The sequence below is a fragment of the Microbacterium testaceum genome (assembly GCF_006539145.1).
Classification (GTDB): Bacteria; Actinomycetota; Actinomycetes; order Actinomycetales; family Microbacteriaceae; genus Microbacterium; species Microbacterium testaceum.
Genome location: NZ_BJML01000004.1, coordinates 105,648 through 121,446, shown reverse-complemented (window position 1 = coordinate 121,446; position 15,799 = coordinate 105,648). Strand labels below are relative to the sequence as shown.

13 protein-coding genes are annotated in these 15,799 nt (G+C 70.8%); all 13 read right to left on the bottom strand.

Annotated elements, in window-relative coordinates:
• Nucleotides 1–112 precede the first annotated feature (112 nt).
• The 13 genes from MTE01_RS08050 to pyrR all read right to left on the bottom strand — a co-directional run bounded on the left by MTE01_RS08050 (nt 113) and on the right by pyrR (nt 15,778).
• Nucleotides 113–1,483: an RsmB/NOP family class I SAM-dependent RNA methyltransferase gene (locus MTE01_RS08050; protein ID WP_174799666.1), complete on the bottom strand. Its 1,371-nt coding sequence runs from the start codon at nt 1,481–1,483 to the stop codon at nt 113–115.
• A complete protein-coding gene (gene fmt / locus MTE01_RS08045) occupies nt 1,480–2,397 on the bottom strand; it encodes a methionyl-tRNA formyltransferase (protein ID WP_141376733.1) in 918 nt (305 codons plus the stop codon). The genes MTE01_RS08050 and fmt overlap by 4 nt, the downstream gene beginning before the upstream one ends.
• Nucleotides 2,398–2,444: 47 nt before the next feature.
• A complete protein-coding gene (locus MTE01_RS08040; protein ID WP_103209573.1) occupies nt 2,445–4,427 on the bottom strand; it encodes a primosomal protein N' family DNA-binding protein in 1,983 nt (660 codons plus the stop codon).
• A gap of 61 nt (nt 4,428–4,488) precedes the next feature.
• Entirely contained in the window at nt 4,489–5,682 is a 1,194-nt protein-coding gene (gene metK, locus MTE01_RS08035; RefSeq protein WP_141376731.1) for a methionine adenosyltransferase, read from the bottom strand.
• Between the two features lie 116 nt (nt 5,683–5,798).
• Nucleotides 5,799–6,053 carry a DNA-directed RNA polymerase subunit omega gene (gene rpoZ / locus MTE01_RS08030; RefSeq protein WP_055837405.1) on the bottom strand — a complete coding sequence of 85 codons (255 nt, stop codon included), beginning with the start codon at nt 6,051–6,053 and terminating at the stop codon, nt 5,799–5,801.
• Nucleotides 6,054–6,259: 206 nt separating this feature from the next.
• Entirely contained in the window at nt 6,260–7,165 is a 906-nt protein-coding gene (gene gmk / locus MTE01_RS08025; RefSeq protein WP_141376728.1) for a guanylate kinase, read from the bottom strand.
• Nucleotides 7,158–8,018: an orotidine-5'-phosphate decarboxylase gene (gene pyrF, locus MTE01_RS08020; RefSeq protein ID WP_141376726.1), complete on the bottom strand. Its 861-nt coding sequence runs from the start codon at nt 8,016–8,018 to the stop codon at nt 7,158–7,160. The genes gmk and pyrF overlap by 8 nt, the downstream gene beginning before the upstream one ends.
• Complete coding sequence (gene carB / locus MTE01_RS08015; RefSeq protein ID WP_141376724.1) at nt 8,015–11,302, bottom strand: carbamoyl-phosphate synthase large subunit; 3,288 nt, start codon at nt 11,300–11,302, stop codon at nt 8,015–8,017. The genes pyrF and carB overlap by 4 nt, the downstream gene beginning before the upstream one ends.
• On the bottom strand, nt 11,295–12,467 hold the full coding sequence (gene carA / locus MTE01_RS08010; RefSeq protein WP_103209559.1) for a glutamine-hydrolyzing carbamoyl-phosphate synthase small subunit: 1,173 nt from the start codon (nt 12,465–12,467) through the stop codon (nt 11,295–11,297). The genes carB and carA overlap by 8 nt, the downstream gene beginning before the upstream one ends.
• Complete coding sequence (locus MTE01_RS08005; RefSeq protein ID WP_103209557.1) at nt 12,464–12,967, bottom strand: PH-like domain-containing protein; 504 nt, start codon at nt 12,965–12,967, stop codon at nt 12,464–12,466. The genes carA and MTE01_RS08005 overlap by 4 nt, the downstream gene beginning before the upstream one ends.
• Nucleotides 12,964–14,286: a dihydroorotase gene (locus tag MTE01_RS08000; RefSeq protein ID WP_141376722.1), complete on the bottom strand. Its 1,323-nt coding sequence runs from the start codon at nt 14,284–14,286 to the stop codon at nt 12,964–12,966. Before MTE01_RS08000 ends, MTE01_RS08005 begins: the two co-directional genes overlap by 4 nt.
• Nucleotides 14,283–15,251 (bottom strand): aspartate carbamoyltransferase catalytic subunit, encoded by a 969-nt coding sequence (locus MTE01_RS07995; protein ID WP_141376720.1) that lies wholly within the window; start codon nt 15,249–15,251, stop codon nt 14,283–14,285. The genes MTE01_RS08000 and MTE01_RS07995 overlap by 4 nt, the downstream gene beginning before the upstream one ends.
• Complete coding sequence (gene pyrR, locus MTE01_RS07990) at nt 15,248–15,778, bottom strand: bifunctional pyr operon transcriptional regulator/uracil phosphoribosyltransferase PyrR (protein ID WP_141376718.1); 531 nt, start codon at nt 15,776–15,778, stop codon at nt 15,248–15,250. The genes MTE01_RS07995 and pyrR overlap by 4 nt, the downstream gene beginning before the upstream one ends.
• Nucleotides 15,779–15,799: the final 21 nt, after the last annotated feature.

The following is a 15,799-nucleotide window of genomic DNA, read 5'->3' as shown; positions in this document are numbered from 1 at the left end:
CCGACCATTATGGGCGTGCGGGTCGTCGCCCTCGCGTCGCGCGTCGGAGAGGTCTGCCCCTTCCGGCGGTGGCGCGAAGAATCGCGGCGACCGCGCGGGCGGAGACTCGGCCTCAGCGCTTGCGGAGCAGAGCGATCGACATCGCGTCGGTCCCGTGCCGGTGGGGCCACAGCTGCGCACGCAACGATCCGTCGGCCTGATCGGGCAGATCGATCTCGTCGCGCGCGATCTCGCGGACGACGGCGCGGGCGTCGAGCTCTTCGGCGGCGTCGCCCAACGCACGCTTGACTTCGGCCAGAACGCCCGACGTCTCGGCCAGGTGCGGGGAGCAGGTGACGTAGGCGACCACTCCGCCGGGCTTCAGCGCCTCGAACGCGGCGAGCACGAGTTCCTGCTGCAGGGCGGTGAGGTCGGGCACATCGGCCGGGGTCTTCCGCCACCGGGCCTCGGGGCGGCGACGCAGCGCGCCGATCCCCGTGCACGGGGCGTCGACGAGGACGCGGTCGTACCTCCCCGGCATTCGGGCCGCGCGCTCGCGCCCGTCCTCTTCGCTGACGTCGACGTCGAGGGGAACGGATGCCACGGCCTGGCGCACCAACCCCGCCCGGGCCGGGGAGATCTCGTTGGCGTCGAGGTGTGCGCCGTGCGCGAGGGCTTCGGCCGCGAGCAGCGCGGTCTTGCCCCCCGGGCCCGCGCACAGGTCGAGCCAGCGCTCGTCCTCTCGCACCGGTAGGGCGCGGCTGAGGGCGAGGGCCGCGAGCTGAGAGCCCTCGTCCTGCACACGGATACGACCCTGCGACGAACGGATGAGACCCTCGGGGTCTCCCCCGCGCGTGGTGAAAGCGGTCGGAGCGAATCTCGCCGCTGTGGCGTCTTCGGGTACCTCGGCGAGGCCCGGGAGGGCGATCATCGCGACGCGCGGGGCGACGTTATCGGCCTCGAGCAGCCCCTCGAGTTCGTCGGCGCGGCCCTCGGCGGTCAGGGCACGACGCAGCGCCCGCACGATCCACACGGGGTGCGAGGTGGTCAGCCCGATGCGCTCGTCGTCGCTGCGGGCGCCGGTGGCGATGCGCTGCATCCACTCGCCGGGGTTGTCGCGCGAGACGCGACGCAGCACCGCGTTCGCGAAGCCCGCAGCACCCTTCCCGCCGCCGTGGCGACGAGCGAGCTCGACGGACTCGTTCACGGCGGCGTGGGACGCCACGCGGGTCGACAGCAACTGGTGCACGCCGAGGCGCACGGCGTCGAGCACGGCGGGATCGATCCGGTCGATCGAGCGGTCGGCCGCGGTCGCGATGATCGCGTCGTATGTGCCGCGGCGACGAAGAGTGCCGTACGTCAACTCGGTCGCGAGCCCCGCGTCCTTGGCATCCAGCCGCTGTCGCGCGATGGCGTGCGGCAGGAGGAGATTGGCGTAGGCCTCGTCCTCCGACACCGCCCGCAACACGTCGAAGGCGACGGCACGTGCTCCCTGCACGTTCATGCGCCCAGCACCGGCTCGCTCGACCGCAGGCCGCGGAACCAGTCGCCGGCCGGCATCGCGCCCTTGCCGGCCGGCTGGACCGTCTCGAGCCGCAGGGGCGTGGTTCCCGTGCCCACGAGCACGTCTTTTGCGGACGCCGTGACTCGGCCGGGCGGGAGCGGCGGAGCGTCCGCGGGGGCGGCGCGCAGCACCTTCAACCGGGCGCCGTCGAGCGTGGTGTGCGCGCCGGGCTCGGGGGTGACCCCGGCGATCTGGTGCAGGAGGCTCTCGGCATCCCGGGTCAGATCGAGGGCGCCGTCGTCGAGCGTGAGCTTGGGGGCGAGGGTGGGTTCGCCCTGCTGCGGAGCGGCGACTGCGGTGCCGTCGGCGATGCCGTCGACGACGCGCGCGAGAAGCGGAGCGCCGATCTCGGCGAGGGCGTCGAGCAGATCGGCCGAGGTCGCCCCGGCGGGGATGTCGTAGCGCTCCTCGGCGAACACGTCTCCGGCGTCGAGCGCGGCGACCAGCTGAAAGACGCTCGCTCCCGTGACCGCGTCGCCGGCCATGAGTGCGCGCTGCACGGGGGCAGCGCCGCGCCAGCGCGGGAGCAGGGAGAAATGCAGGTTGATCCACCCGTGCGCGGGCGTCGAGAGCAGCGGCTCACGGACGAGACCGCCGTAGGCCACGATCACACCGAGCTCCGGCTCGAGGGCCGCGATCCGGGAGGTGACCTCGGCGTCGAGCCGGTCGGCCTTGATGAGCGGGATGTCGAGTTCTTCGGCGGCCCGCGCGACCGGCGAGGGGGTGAGAACGCGCTTGCGTCCGAGCGGAGCGTCGCTGCGGGTGACGACGGCCGCGATCTCGTGTGTGCCGGATGCCAGGGCACGCAGAGAGGGGACGGCGACGGCGGGGGTGCCGGCGAAGACGAGGCGCATGGGTCTCCTCAGACTCTCGGGAGCGGACGGACGGGGTGGCACGGCGCTCAGAGGTCGGGCTCGGGGATGTCGAGGCGGACTCTGAGCGTACTGCGCGGTTGGGGGCCGCGATCTTTGCGCGACTTACGAGCGCGCAGGGCATCGGTGATGACACCTGCCCGCAGTGCCTCTGCCACCGCCCGGCCGTGTGCGTAGTCGAAGCGCACCAGGGCGCGCGACGAGGAGGAATGGGGGTCGGTGGACGTGTCGACCGGACCCAGGACCGCGAGGGCGTCGAGGTCGGGGACGCTCTCCCGCAGGGATTCCAGCAGCACGTCGACGCTCCGGGCGTGTCCGTCGACGCTCGCGACCCGCACCGCCGGGGGCATGCGCAGCGGCGCGCGATCGATGAGTTCGGCGCGAGCATAGGCGGACTGCGTCCAGGTGGCGAGGGCTCGTGCGACGGGGCCGGCGACTCCGACGAGGTGCACGGGGGCTCCCGGAGCGGCCAGAGCGGCGGCGTTCGACCACCACCGGAGGCAGTGCTCGCCGATGCGCAGGGCCTCGTTCTGCAGCATGCGGTCGCCGTCGAGCAGGATCACGGCACGATAGCCGCCCCGGGCGAGGGGTTCGGCGCCGCGCGTGGCGATGACGAGGGCGGGGGCGGCGTCGACCTCGGTGACGGGGTGGGCGCCGTCGGCGACGATCACCCGGGTGTTCGGGAAGGCGCGGCCGAGCTCGTCGGCGGTGCGCTCGCTGCCCGACGACGCCATGCGCAGTTTCGTCGAGCCGCAGTGTCCGCACGCCCAGGCGTGGGCGCTGCGGCCGCACCAGGCGCAAACCGGCGTCGCTCCGGGACGAGCCGCGCGCAGGGGGCCGGCGCAGTGCGGGCAGCGCGCGGGGCGGCGGCAGTCAGCGCAGACGAGGGAGGGGGCATAGCCGGGACGGGCGACCTGCACGAGCACCGGACCGTGCTGCAGAGCCTCTCGTGCGGCGGCGAATGCCGACGACGGCACCCTCGACTGCCGCTGCTCGCCTTCGCGCGTGGCGCTGAGGACCACGCGCGGGCTCGGGCGCCGCGTCTGGGGGATCTCCCGGACGTAGCCGACCTCGACGAGGCGCTGCACGTCGGTGGTCCGGGTGTGGCCGGCAAAGAGCAGCGCCGAACCCTCGATCTCCTGACGCACCAGGGCCGCGTCGCGCGCGTGCACTCCGGGGGCGAGGGGTTCGGACAGGAGCGTGTCCCCGTCGTCCCAGACCGCGACGAGACCGGTGTCGTGAGCGGGGGCGTAGACCGCTGAGCGACGGCCGACGACGATGCAGGGCACGGGCGCGAGGGTACGGAGGTACTGCGCGTAACGCGCGGGCCCGGACTGGTCGGAGTCGTCGCGCACGATGGCATCCGCACTCACGATCTCGCCCAGCGCCGCCAGGAGCTGAGCTTGATCACGATAGTCGGGGACGACGAGCACGGCACTGCGCCCCCGGGCGAGCGTCTGCACGGCGGCGGCGGCGAGGAGATCCGCCCACGCCCCGCGCGGCAGCTCCGCGTGCGGGTGCGGAGGGGCGTCGATCGCGATCCTCTCGCCGGCGTCGAGGGCGGCGGCGAGCCCCGCGTAGGGGGCGAGGAGCGCGACGGCGCGTTCGTGTGCGGCGGGAACGACCTCGGGGGCGGTGGGCGCGGGGGCTGCGGCCCAGGCCTTCTCGGCGCGGACCATGCGTTTGGGCACCGCGAGACGCAGGATGTCGCTGATCGATCCTGCTGCGCGATCGGCTACACGCCGCGCCAGTGTGTACAGGCGCTCGGGCAGGACGGGCATCGGCGACACGACCGCCTCGACCGACGAGAGCGGTCGCTCCGAGCCGTCGTCGGCGACGACCTCGATGACGAAGGCGTCCATCATGCGACCGGCCGAGCGAAGGGGCACCTTCACCCGGACCCCCGGGGCGATATCGGCGACCAGCGGGTGCGGGACGGCGTAGTCGAACAGCCGGTCGAGCTGCGGGACGGGCGATTCGAGTTGCACGCGCGCCACGCGACGCTCGCTCATGAGCTCACTTCCCGGGTGCGGCGGCGGTCGTCGGTGCCGGGGCGTACTCCCCCACGCACTCTCAGAGTCCGGCGGCGGTACGCAGCTCGTCGACGCGGTCGGTGCGCTCCCACGTGAAGTCGGGCAGCTCACGGCCGAAGTGGCCGTACGTCGCGGTCTGGGCGTAGATCGGGCGCAGCAGGTCGAGCTGGTCGACGATCGCGGCGGGACGCAGATCGAAGACCTCGCGGATCGCGCGCACGATGGCCTCGTCGGCCACGTGACCGGTGCCGAACGACTCCACGTACAGCCCCACGGGGTTGGCCTTGCCGATCGCGTAGGCGATCTGCACCTCGAGACGGTCGGCGAGGCCCGCGGCGACCGCGTTCTTCGCGACCCAGCGCATGGCGTACGCGGCCGAACGGTCGACCTTCGACGGGTCCTTGCCGCTGAAGGCGCCGCCGCCGTGACGTGAGGCGCCGCCGTAGGTGTCGATGATGATCTTGCGACCCGTGAGACCCGCGTCTCCCTTCGGCCCGCCGATGACGAACGGACCGGCGGGGTTGATGTAGTACTTCACGTCGGGCAGCTCGAGGCCCGTCTCGGCCAGCACCGGGTCGATGACGGCGGCCTGCACCTCGGCGCGCAGATCTTCTTGAGAGATGTCGGGGTGGTGCTGCGTCGACAGCACGACGGAGTCCACCGTGCGCGGCACGAGGCCGTCGTAGCCGAGGGTCACCTGCGTCTTGCCGTCGGGGCGGAGGAACGGCAGCGACCCGTCTTTGCGCACGGATGCCAGACGCTCCGCGATCCGGTGGGCGGTCCAGGCGGCCATGGGCATGAGCTGGGGCGTCTCGTTGGTGGCGAACCCGAACATGATGCCCTGGTCGCCGGCCCCCTGGAGGTCGCGCGGATCGACGGAGCCGCGCTCACGCTGCTCGAACGCCTTGTTGACGCCCGCGGCGATATCGGAGGACTGCGCCCCGATCGACACCGAGACGCCGCACGATTCACCGTCGAAGCCGGTGTCGCTCGAGGTGTACCCGATGCGGTTGACCACATCGCGCACGATCGCGGGGATCTCGACGTAGGCGCTGGTCGACACCTCTCCCGCGACGTGCACGAGCCCCGTGGTGACGAGGGTCTCGACGGCCACGCGACCGGTGGGGTCCTCGGTGAGGATGGCGTCGAGGATGCTGTCGGAGATCTGGTCGCAGATCTTGTCGGGGTGACCCTCGGTGACGGACTCGGACGTGAACAGGCGCAGGTCGGTCAAAACGACTCCGGAGAAGTGTGGGGCGGGGATGGGCACAAGTATGCCCCGGGTGGCGCAGAGCCGCCCGGGGCATCGTCACATCTGTGAACAGATCACGAGAGTGTGCAGGCTGTGGATTACTCCGCTGCGCGCAGACGCAGCTTGTCTTCGTGGATCTCGTGCAGCGCGATCGTGAGGGGCTTGTCTTCGACGGTGGAGTCGACCAGCGGTCCCACGTTGTCGAAGAGGTTTCCCTCGTGCAGGTCGGAGTAGTAGTCGTTGATCTGACGCGCGCGCTTGGACGCGTAGATGACGAGCTGATACTTCGAGTCGACCTTGTCGAGCAGAGCGTCGATGGGCGGGTCGATGATGCCCTTGTCACGTCCGGCCATGGGGAACCTCCTGGTTCGGCGGGATGGGGTGGATGCGGCGCTCGGGGCGCCGAAGCATCTGATCATTCTAGCCGACGCCGGCCCGGCCTGTGCCGAGGTGTGTCGGGTGGGTCTCGTCGTCTCGGTTCGAGGCGTATTCGGCGCATCGGGGCGTACGTGTCACGCCCCGAGCGCCAGAACCCGCCCCCGACGACGAGACGCGGAGCTCACTGCTGCGCCGCGGCGAGAGCGACGACCTCGGCGGCGGCCGAGGCGACGTTCTCGTTCACGACGCGGTAGTCGAACTCGTTCTGCGCCGCCAGTTCCACACGGGCTGTGCGCAGGCGCCGGGCGCGCTCCTCGGCATCCTCGGTCCCGCGCCCGACGAGACGCTGGACGAGTTCGTCCCAACTCGGCGGGAGCAGGAAGACGAGGGTCGCCGAAGGATCGGCCGCGCGCACCTGGCGGGCACCCTGCAGGTCGATCTCGAGAAGCGCCGTGCCGCCCTCGGCGAGGACACGCTCGATGGGCGCGCGCGGAGTGCCGTAGCGGTTCTTGTTGTGAACCACGGCCCACTCCAACAGCTCCCCCTCGGCGATCAGACGGTCGAACTCGGCGTCGTCGACGAAGTAGTAGTGCTCCCCCTCGACCTCGCCCGGGCGGGGCGCGCGAGTGGTGGCAGAGACCGAGAGGTGGATCTGGGGGTAGTTCGCCTTGACATGCGCAGCGACCGTGCCCTTGCCCACCGCGGTCGGGCCGGCGAGCACGACGAGGCGACTGCGGCCCTCGCGCGGGGCGCGCTCGGGCCAACGCGTGTCGAGGTACTCCCGCAGGGCATTCCGTTGCCGCGTGCCGAGCCCGCCGAGGCGCTTGACCGGCGAGATCGAGAGCGACGCGAGGATGCGATCGCGTTTGCTCTCGCCGATCGCGGGGATCGCCGTCAGGAACTCGGTCACGCGCATCGCGCCGGCCGCGGAGAGCGGGTCGGCGAGCCCCCGGCGCAGCAGCTCCTGCGGCGAGATGACGCGGGTCGACACGTCGCGCTTGAGCGCGGCGCGCTCGCGACGGGCCTCGACCGCGCGGCGCGAGGCGGCGGCGCGATCGACCTCGGGTGGACGACGGGTTTCAGCCATGCAGGGACTCCCGGTAGAGCGCGGCGCGCTCATCGATGCGGGCGGCGAGACGGTCGGGTCCGACCGCGAGGATGCTCCGGCTCTCGTTGGCCACGACGGCCTTGGCGACGTAGCCGAAGAGGCGGCGCAGATCGGCCGGGGCCGCTCCCTGCGCCCCGAAACCGGGGGCGAGGATGGGCATCCCCGCCAGGGCCACGTCTCCGAGACCGAAGGCGGAACGATCCACCGTGGCTCCGACGACGACGCCCACGGGGCCGAGGGCCCCGGGCGCGCCGATGTTGGCCTGGTTGACATCGTGCGCGACGCGCGCGGCGACGTGCTCGTGGTCGCCCACGGCCTGCGCGTCGTCGACGATCGCGCTCTGCAGGGCGCGGGATTCGGGATTGCTCGTCGCGGTCAGCACGAACGCGCCCTTGCCGTGGTGCACCGCGAGCGACAGCGTGTCGCGCAACGAGTCGGCGCCCATGTAGGGCGACAGGGTCACGGCATCCGCTTCGAGGGGAGCGCCGGGCTCGAGCCACGCGTGGGCATAGCCTTCCATGGTCGTACCGATGTCACCCCGCTTCGCGTCGGCGATCACGAGGAGTCCCGCGTCGCGGGCCGCCGCCATCACGTCCTCCAGCGCGGCGAAACCGCGCGAACCGTAGCGCTCGTAGAACGCCACCTGGGGCTTGACCACGCCGACCCGGCCGCGGGCGGCCTCGACCACCCGCAGCCCGAAGGCGCGCGCGCCCTCGGCGGTGGCATCCAGCCCCCACGCCGACAGCAGCGCGGCGTGGGGGTCGATGCCGACGCACAGGGCGCCGTGCAGGTCGAGGGCGGCGCTGAGGCGCTGTCCGAACGTGTCGCTCACAGACGCCCCGCGCGATCCACGGCGTACTCCTGGAGGCTGCGCACTCCGAAGCCGTCCTTCATCGCGCCGAGGGCGCTCACGGCGGCGCCGAGCACGGCCATCGTCGTGAACAGGGCCTTGTCGGCCGCCACGGCGGCCGCGCGGATCTCGTAACCGTCGGCTCGGGCGGTGCCGCCGGAAGGCGTATTGACGATCATGTCGATCTCGCCGGCGTTGATCAGGTCGACCACGTTGCGCTGACCGGAGCCCTGCGTTTCGGAGTACTTCTCGACGACCTTCACGCGGATGCCGTTGCGGGCCAGGATCTCCGCCGTTCCCTCGGTCGCGACGAGCTCGAAGCCGAGCTCCTGCAGCCGGTGGGCGGGCAGGATGACTGCGCGCTTGTCGGCGTCGGCGACCGAGATGAAGACGGTGCCGGAGGTCGGCATCCCGCCGTAGGCGGCTTCCTGCGACTTCGCGAACGCCGTCGGGAAGTCACGGTCGATGCCCATGACCTCACCGGTCGAGCGCATCTCGGGCCCGAGCACCGAGTCGACGGTGTGACCGTCGGCGGTGCGGAACCGCTTGAACGGCAGCACGGCCTCTTTGACCGCGACGGGAGCGTCGAGCGGCACGCGCGAGCCGTCCTGCTCGGGCAGCAGACCCTCGGCGATGAGCTCGGCGACGGTGTTGCCGGCCATGATGCGGCTGGCGGCCTTCGCGAGAGGGATGCCGAGAGCCTTCGACACGAACGGCACGGTGCGACTCGCGCGCGGGTTCGCCTCGATGACGTAGAGGACCCCCGCCGAGATCGCGAACTGCACGTTCAGCAGACCGCGGACACCGACGCCCTTCGCGATCGCGAGGGTCGCTTCGCGGACGCGGTCGACCTCTGTGCGACCGAGCGAGACCGGCGGCAGCGTGCACGAGGAGTCGCCGGAGTGGATGCCGGCTTCCTCGAGGTGCTCCATGACACCGCCGACATACAGGTCGGTGCCGTCGAACAGCGCGTCGACGTCGAGCTCGATCGCGTCGTCGAGGAAGCGGTCGACGAGGAGCGGGAGACCCGGGCCGATGATCGCCTGATCGGCGACCCGGACGAAGTAGTCGCGCAGGGCCTCCGTCGAGTAGACGATCTCCATGCCGCGACCGCCGAGCACGAAGCTCGGGCGCACCAGCACGGGGTAGCCGATCTCCTCGGCCACGGTCACGGCGCCCTCGACGTCGATCGCGGTGCCGTTGCGCGGGGCCACGAGACCGGCGTCGTCGAGCAGGCGCGAGAACAGTTCGCGCTCCTCGGCGAGGTCGATCGCCTCGGGGCTGGTGCCGAGGATGGTGTAGCCCGCAGCCTCGATGCCCTTGGCCAGGCCCAGCGGCGTCTGACCGCCGAGCTGGCACACGACGCCGAGGATGGTCCCCGACTGCGATTCGGCGTGCAGCACCTCGAGCACGTCCTCGAGCGTCAGCGGCTCGAAGTACAGACGGTCGGAGGTGTCGTAGTCGGTCGACACGGTCTCGGGGTTGCAGTTGACCATGACCGTCTCGTACCCGGCGTCCGACAGCGCGAACGAGGCGTGAACGCACGAGTAGTCGAACTCGACGCCCTGACCGATGCGGTTGGGGCCCGAGCCGATGATGACGACCTTGGTGCGCTCGGAGGGCGTGACCTCGGTCTCGGCGTCGTACGAGGAGTAGTGGTACGGCGTGAGAGCCGGGAACTCCCCCGCGCACGTGTCGACGGTCTTGTAGACCGGGCGCACGTCGAGTGCGTAACGGATCTCGCGCACCTCGGCTTCGTCGAGCCCGCGGATCTGCGCGATCTGGGCGTCGCTGAAACCGTGCTCCTTCGCGACGCGGAGGGTGTCGGCATCCAGTTCCGAAGCCTCGCCGATGAAGGCGGCGACCTCGTTGATGAGCACCATCTGGTCGATGAACCACGGGTCGATGGCCGTGGCGTCGAAGGCCTGCTCGGCCGTCGCGCCCTTGCGCAGCGCCTGCTGCAGCACGACGATGCGCCCGTCGGTCGGGGTCTTCGCGATCTCGAGGAGTTGCTCCACCGAGCGCGACTCCTCGCCCCAGTGGAAGCTCGAGCCGCGCTTCTCGAGCGAACGGAGGGCTTTCTGCAAGGCGGTGGTGTAGTTGCGGCCGATCGCCATGGCCTCGCCCACCGACTTCATGGTGGTGGTGAGGGTGGTGTCGGCGGCGGGGAACTTCTCGAAGTTGAAGCGCGGCACCTTCACCACGACGTAGTCGAGCGTGGGCTCGAAGCTGGCCGGGGTCACCTTGGTGATGTCGTTGGGGATCTCGTCGAGGCGGTAGCCGATCGCGAGCTTCGCGGCGATCTTGGCGATCGGGAAGCCCGTGGCCTTCGATGCCAGCGCCGACGAGCGCGACACGCGCGGGTTCATCTCGATGACGATGATGCGGCCGCTCGCCGGGTCGACCGCGAACTGGATGTTGCAGCCACCGGTGTCGACGCCGACCGCGCGGATGATGTCGATGCCGATGTCGCGCAGTCGCTGGTACTCGCGATCGGTCAGCGTGAGGGCGGGAGCCACGGTGATCGAGTCGCCGGTGTGCACGCCGACCGGGTCGACGTTCTCGATCGAGCAGACGACCACCGTGTTGTCGGCGGTGTCGCGCATGAGCTCGAGCTCGTATTCCTTCCATCCGAGGATCGACTCCTCGAGCAGCACCTCGCTCGTGGGCGAGTCGTGCAGGCCCGCGCCGCCGATGCGGCGGAGGTCGGCCTCGTCGTACGCGAAGCCCGAGCCGAGACCGCCCATGGTGAAGGAGGGACGCACCACCAGGGGGTAGCCGAGCTTCTCGGCACCCGCGAGCAGCTCGTCCATGGAATGGCAGATGACGGATGCCGCGACATCGGCGCCCGCCTCGATGACGAGCTCCTTGAAGATCTGGCGGTCCTCGCCTCTGTTGATCGCGTCGAAGTCCGCGCCGATGAGCTCGACGTCGTACTTCTCGAGGATGCCGCGCTTGTGCAGCTGGATCGCCGCGTTCAACGCGGTCTGACCGCCGAGCGTGGGGAGCACGGCATCCGGCTTCTCTTTGGCGATGATCGATTCGATGACCTCGGGGGTGATCGGCTCGATGTAGGTCGCGTCGGCGAAGTCGGGGTCGGTCATGATCGTCGCCGGGTTGGAGTTGACGAGGATGACGCGCACCCCCTCTTCGCGGAGCACTCGGCACGCCTGGGTGCCGGAGTAGTCGAACTCGCAGGCCTGACCGATGACGATCGGGCCGGAGCCGATGACGAGGACGGAGTTGATGTCGTCGCGCTTAGGCATTGGTCTTGGTCTCCTGGTTCGCGATCACCATGTCGCGGAAGCGGTCGAACAGGTAGTTTGCGTCGTGCGGGCCGGAGGCGGCCTCGGGGTGGTACTGGACGCTGAACGCGGGGATGTCGAGGGCGCGCAGACCCTCCACGACGTTGTCGTTGAGGCCGATGTGGCTCACCTCGACGCGGCCGAAGCCGTTCGGGCTGTCGATGACCTGGTCGAGCGGGGCGTCGACGGCGAAGCCGTGGTTCTGCGAGGTGATCTCGACGCGGCCGGTGGTCTTGTCGAGCACGGGCTGGTTGATGCCGCGGTGTCCGAACGGCAGCTTGTAGGTGCCGAAGCCGAGGGCGCGGCCGAGCAGCTGGTTGCCGAAGCAGATGCCGAAGAACGGTAGTCCGTCGCTCAGCACCTCGCGCAGCAGCTCGACGTGCCGGTCGGATGCCGCGGGGTCACCGGGGCCGTTCGAGTAGAACGCCGCGACCGGCTCGATCGCGCGGATCTGCTCGATCGTGGCGGACTGCGGGAACACGTGCACGTCGAACCCGCGGGCGGCCAGGTTCACGACCGTGGAGCGCTTCACTCCGAGATCGAGTACGGCGAGGTTGCCGAGGCGCTCGGCCGTGGCCGGGGTGACCTCGACCTCGCTCACCGAGACCTCGGCGGAGAGGTTACGGCCCGCCATGCTCGGGGCCTCGCGCACACGTCGCAGCTGCTCCTCGGCATCCAGGCTCGCCGCCTCGCCCGAGAAGACGCCGCCGCGCATGCTGCCCGAGGAGCGGATGCGGCGGGTGACGGCGCGGGTGTCGATGCCCGAGATGCCGACGATCCCGTCCTCGACGAGCGCGTCGTCGAGCGAGCGGTCGGCACGCCAGTTCGACACCATGCGCGAGGGATCGCGCACGACGTAGCCGGCGACCCAGATGCGCCGCGACTCGGGGTCTTCGTCGTTCACCCCGGTGTTGCCGATGTGGGGGGCGGTCTGCAGCACGATCTGGCCCGCGTACGAGGGGTCGGTGATCGTCTCCTGGTAGCCGGTCATGCCGGTGGCGAAGACGACCTCGCCGAGGGTCTCGCCGCGCGCGCCGTAGGCACGGCCGGTGTAGCGGGTGCCGTCTTCGAGCACGAGGACGGCGGGGTCTCGCGTGAGGCGCGAGGAAGGGATCAGGGCGGTCATGCGTCGCTTCCTGTCGTGGGGATGAGGGGACGAATGGCGTCGGCGAGGGCTTTCGCCGAGGCATCCTGGGGTCGGAGGTAGGTGTCGACGATCGTGTCGTCGTCGATGCGCCAGCTGACGCGCGTCAGGCCGTCGCGCTCGACAACGCGGTCGATGGCGACCGTGGCTTGAGCTGCGTCGATGAGGCGGTCGCGGGTGAGCGCGATGCGGGGCTGGCCCTGCAGGTCGAGGGCGACGCCGGCGGTCGTGACGGTGACGTCGACGCGGGAGCGGAAGCCGAGGCCCCTGATCGCGAGGCGCTCGAGCGGCTCGTCGTGTCGGGTCGTGGCGACGTAGAGCCCCGAGAACACCGCCGTCTCGACGGCGTTGGCGGGCAGCTCCCCCACCGGGGCGGAGTAGCGCGCATCGCGCCGCGTTCGTCGCACCCAGGCCCACGCGAGCAGGGCCAGCAGCACGACGGCCACGCCGATCATGACGAGGAGGGCGCCCTCACGGCTCACGAGAGCGCTCCGGGGGCGTCGAGCACGGCACCGTCGACGACGGTCGGGATGCCGCCCCGCACGGTCCAGCGCACGTCTCCGGGCAGATCCCGGCCCAGGTAGGGCGAGTTGGTGCTGCGACCCGCGAGGTCGCCGACACCGAAGGGGCGGGAGGGCCGCGGGTCGTACAGTGTGAAAGTGGCGGGCTGTCCCGCGGCCACCGGGGTGCCGTGGCCGTCGAGGCGACCGATGCGCGCGGGGGTCGCCGACATCACGCGGGCCACGTCGGCCCAGCTCATCAGACCCGTCTCGACCATGGCGTGGTGGACGACCCGCAGAGCGCTCTCGAGGCCGACCATGCCGTTGGCCGCCGCCGCCCACTCGCAGGCCTTCACCTCGGTGGGGTGCGGAGCGTGGTCGGTGGCCACGATGTCGATCGTGCCGTCGGCCAGGCCCTCGCGCACGGCGAGGACGTCTTCTTCTCGGCGCAGTGGCGGGTTGACCTTGAAACGGGCGTCGTAGTCGCGCACGAGCTCGTCGGTCAGCAGCAGGTGGTGCGGGGTGACCTCTGCGGTCACGTTGACGCCGCGCTTCTTGGCCCAGCGGATGATGTCGACCGAACCCGCGGTGCTGAGGTGGCAGACGTGCAGCCGCGAACCGACGTGCTCGGCCAGCAGGACGTCGCGAGCGATGATCGATTCCTCGGCGACGGCGGGCCAGCCGGCGAGACCGAGCTCGGCCGAGACGGCACCCTCGTTCATCTGGGCGCCCTCGGTCAGACGCGGATCCTGTGCGTGCTGCGCGATGACGCCGTCGAAGGCCTTCACGTATTCCAGCGCTCGCCGCATGATCAGCGGGTCGAAGACGCAGAAGCCGTCGTCGCTGAAGACGCGGACGCGGGCGCGCGAGTCGGCCATCGCGCCCAGCTCGGCGAGCCGCTCGCCCTTCTGCCCCACGGTCACGGCGCCGATCGGCTGCACGTGCACGTAGCCGGCGGCCTCGCCGAGGGCGAGTTCCTGCTCGACCACGCCCGCCGTGTCGGCGACGGGCGACGTGTTGGGCATGGCGAAGACGGTGGTGAAGCCACCGGCCGCGGCGGCACGGGACCCGGTGAGGATCGTCTCGGATGCCTCGTACCCGGGCTCGCGCAGGTGCACGTGCAGGTCGACCAGGCCGGGGAGGGCGACGAGCCCGTCGGCGTCGACGACCGTGGCGCCCGCGTGCGACAGAGCGGAACCGGTCTCGGCGATGACCCCGTCGCGGACGAGGAGGTCGGTGGCATCCTGACCCTCGATGCGCGCGCCGCGCACCAGAAGCGTCTGGGGAGTGGCGTGGCTCATCGGAGGTCCTCTTTCTCGGTGTGGGGCCGCTCGCCTGCCAGCAGCAGGTACAGAACGGCCATCCGCACGGAGACACCGTTCGTGACCTGCTCGAGCACCGTCGAGCGAGGTGAATCGGCGGCTTCGGCGGAGATCTCCAGACCCCGGTTCATGGGACCGGGATGCAGCACAATGCTACCGTCCGGCAGAGCCGCCAAGCGCCGGGCGTCGAGACCGTAGCGGCGGGAATACTCCCGTTCAGTCGGGAAATACGCAGCAGACATGCGCTCGAGCTGGATGCGGAGCATCATGAGCGCGTCCGGCCCCGCCGCGATCGCGTGATCGAGGTCGTAGTCGATCTCGACGGGCCACCCGCTGACGTCCTGCGGAACCAGCGTCGGCGGCGCGACCAGCGTGACGTGGGCGCCCAGGGTGTGCAGCAGCCAGACGTTCGAGCGAGCGACGCGCGAGTGCAGCACGTCGCCGACGACCGTCACCCGGATGCCGCTGAGGTCGCGGCCGCGGCTGTCGTCGCCGAACAGGCGCTTGCGGATCGTGAAGGCGTCGAGCAGGGCCTGGGTCGGGTGCTCGTGCGTTCCGTCGCCCGCGTTGACGACGCCCGCGCTGATCCAGCCGGAGGTCGCGAGGGTCCGCGGGGCACCGGACGCCCCGTGCCGGATGACCACGGCATCCGCCCCCATCGCCTGGAGGGTCTGCGCGGTGTCTTGGAGCGATTCGCCCTTGCTGACGCTCGAACCCTTCGCCGAGAAGTTGATCACGTCGGCGGAGAGCCGCTTGGCGGCGGCCTCGAACGAGATGCGTGTGCGCGTGGAGTCCTCGAAGAAGAGGTTGACCACGGTCTTGCCGCGCAGGGTCGGGAGCTTCTTGACCTCGCGGCGCTGCGTGTCGGCCATGTCTTCGGCGACGTCGAGGATCTCGAGGGCGTCCGCCCGCGAGAGGTGCTGGGTGTCGAGGAGATGCCTCATGACTCGATCGTCACCTCCTCGATGCCGTCGATCTCGGCGAGACGCACGTTGACGCGCTCGTCACGGGCGCTGGGGAGGTTCTTCCCGACGAAGTCGGGGCGGATCGGCAGCTCGCGGTGACCGCGGTCGATGAGCGTCGCCAGGCGCACGGCGGCCGGGCGGCCGATGTCCTGCAGGGCGTCGAGGGCGGCGCGGATGCTGCGACCCGAGAACAGGACGTCGTCGATCAAGACGACGGTCTTGCCGTCGATGCCCCCGGCGGGGATCTCGGTCTTGCGCGGAGCACGCGTCGGGTTGCGGTGCAGATCGTCGCGGTACATCGTCACGTCGAGAGAGCCGACGGGGACGGCAGTACCACCGAACTCGCTGACGAGAGGGCCGATGCGATTCACGAGGGTGACGCCGCGGGTCGGGATCCCGAGGAGGACGAGTCCTTCCGGTCCTTTGTTGGACTCCAGGATCTCGTGCGATATGCGCGTCAAAGCGCGGGCGATATCGGCATCGTGCATGACGGTGCGCGTATTCATCCGCCGCTCCCTTCTCCGCCT

Excerpts from the sequence above, each read along its gene's own strand:
- MTE01_RS08000 (WP_141376722.1), bottom strand. The coding sequence starts at position 14,286 with ATGAGCCACGCCACTCCCCAGACGCTTCTGGTGCGCGGCGCGCGCATC.
- MTE01_RS08050 (WP_174799666.1), bottom strand. The coding sequence starts at position 1,483 with ATGAACGTGCAGGGAGCACGTGCCGTCGCCTTCGACGTGTTGCGGGCG.
- carB (WP_141376724.1), bottom strand. The coding sequence starts at position 11,302 with ATGCCTAAGCGCGACGACATCAACTCCGTCCTCGTCATCGGCTCCGGC.
- gmk (WP_141376728.1), bottom strand. The coding sequence starts at position 7,165 with ATGGCTGAAACCCGTCGTCCACCCGAGGTCGATCGCGCCGCCGCCTCG.
- MTE01_RS07995 (WP_141376720.1), bottom strand. The coding sequence starts at position 15,251 with ATGAGGCATCTCCTCGACACCCAGCACCTCTCGCGGGCGGACGCCCTC.
- carA (WP_103209559.1), bottom strand. The coding sequence starts at position 12,467 with ATGACCGCCCTGATCCCTTCCTCGCGCCTCACGCGAGACCCCGCCGTC.
- pyrR (WP_141376718.1), bottom strand. The coding sequence starts at position 15,778 with ATGAATACGCGCACCGTCATGCACGATGCCGATATCGCCCGCGCTTTG.
- rpoZ (WP_055837405.1), bottom strand. The coding sequence starts at position 6,053 with ATGGCCGGACGTGACAAGGGCATCATCGACCCGCCCATCGACGCTCTG.
- MTE01_RS08040 (WP_103209573.1), bottom strand. The coding sequence starts at position 4,427 with ATGAGCGAGCGTCGCGTGGCGCGCGTGCAACTCGAATCGCCCGTCCCG.
- fmt (WP_141376733.1), bottom strand. The coding sequence starts at position 2,397 with ATGCGCCTCGTCTTCGCCGGCACCCCCGCCGTCGCCGTCCCCTCTCTG.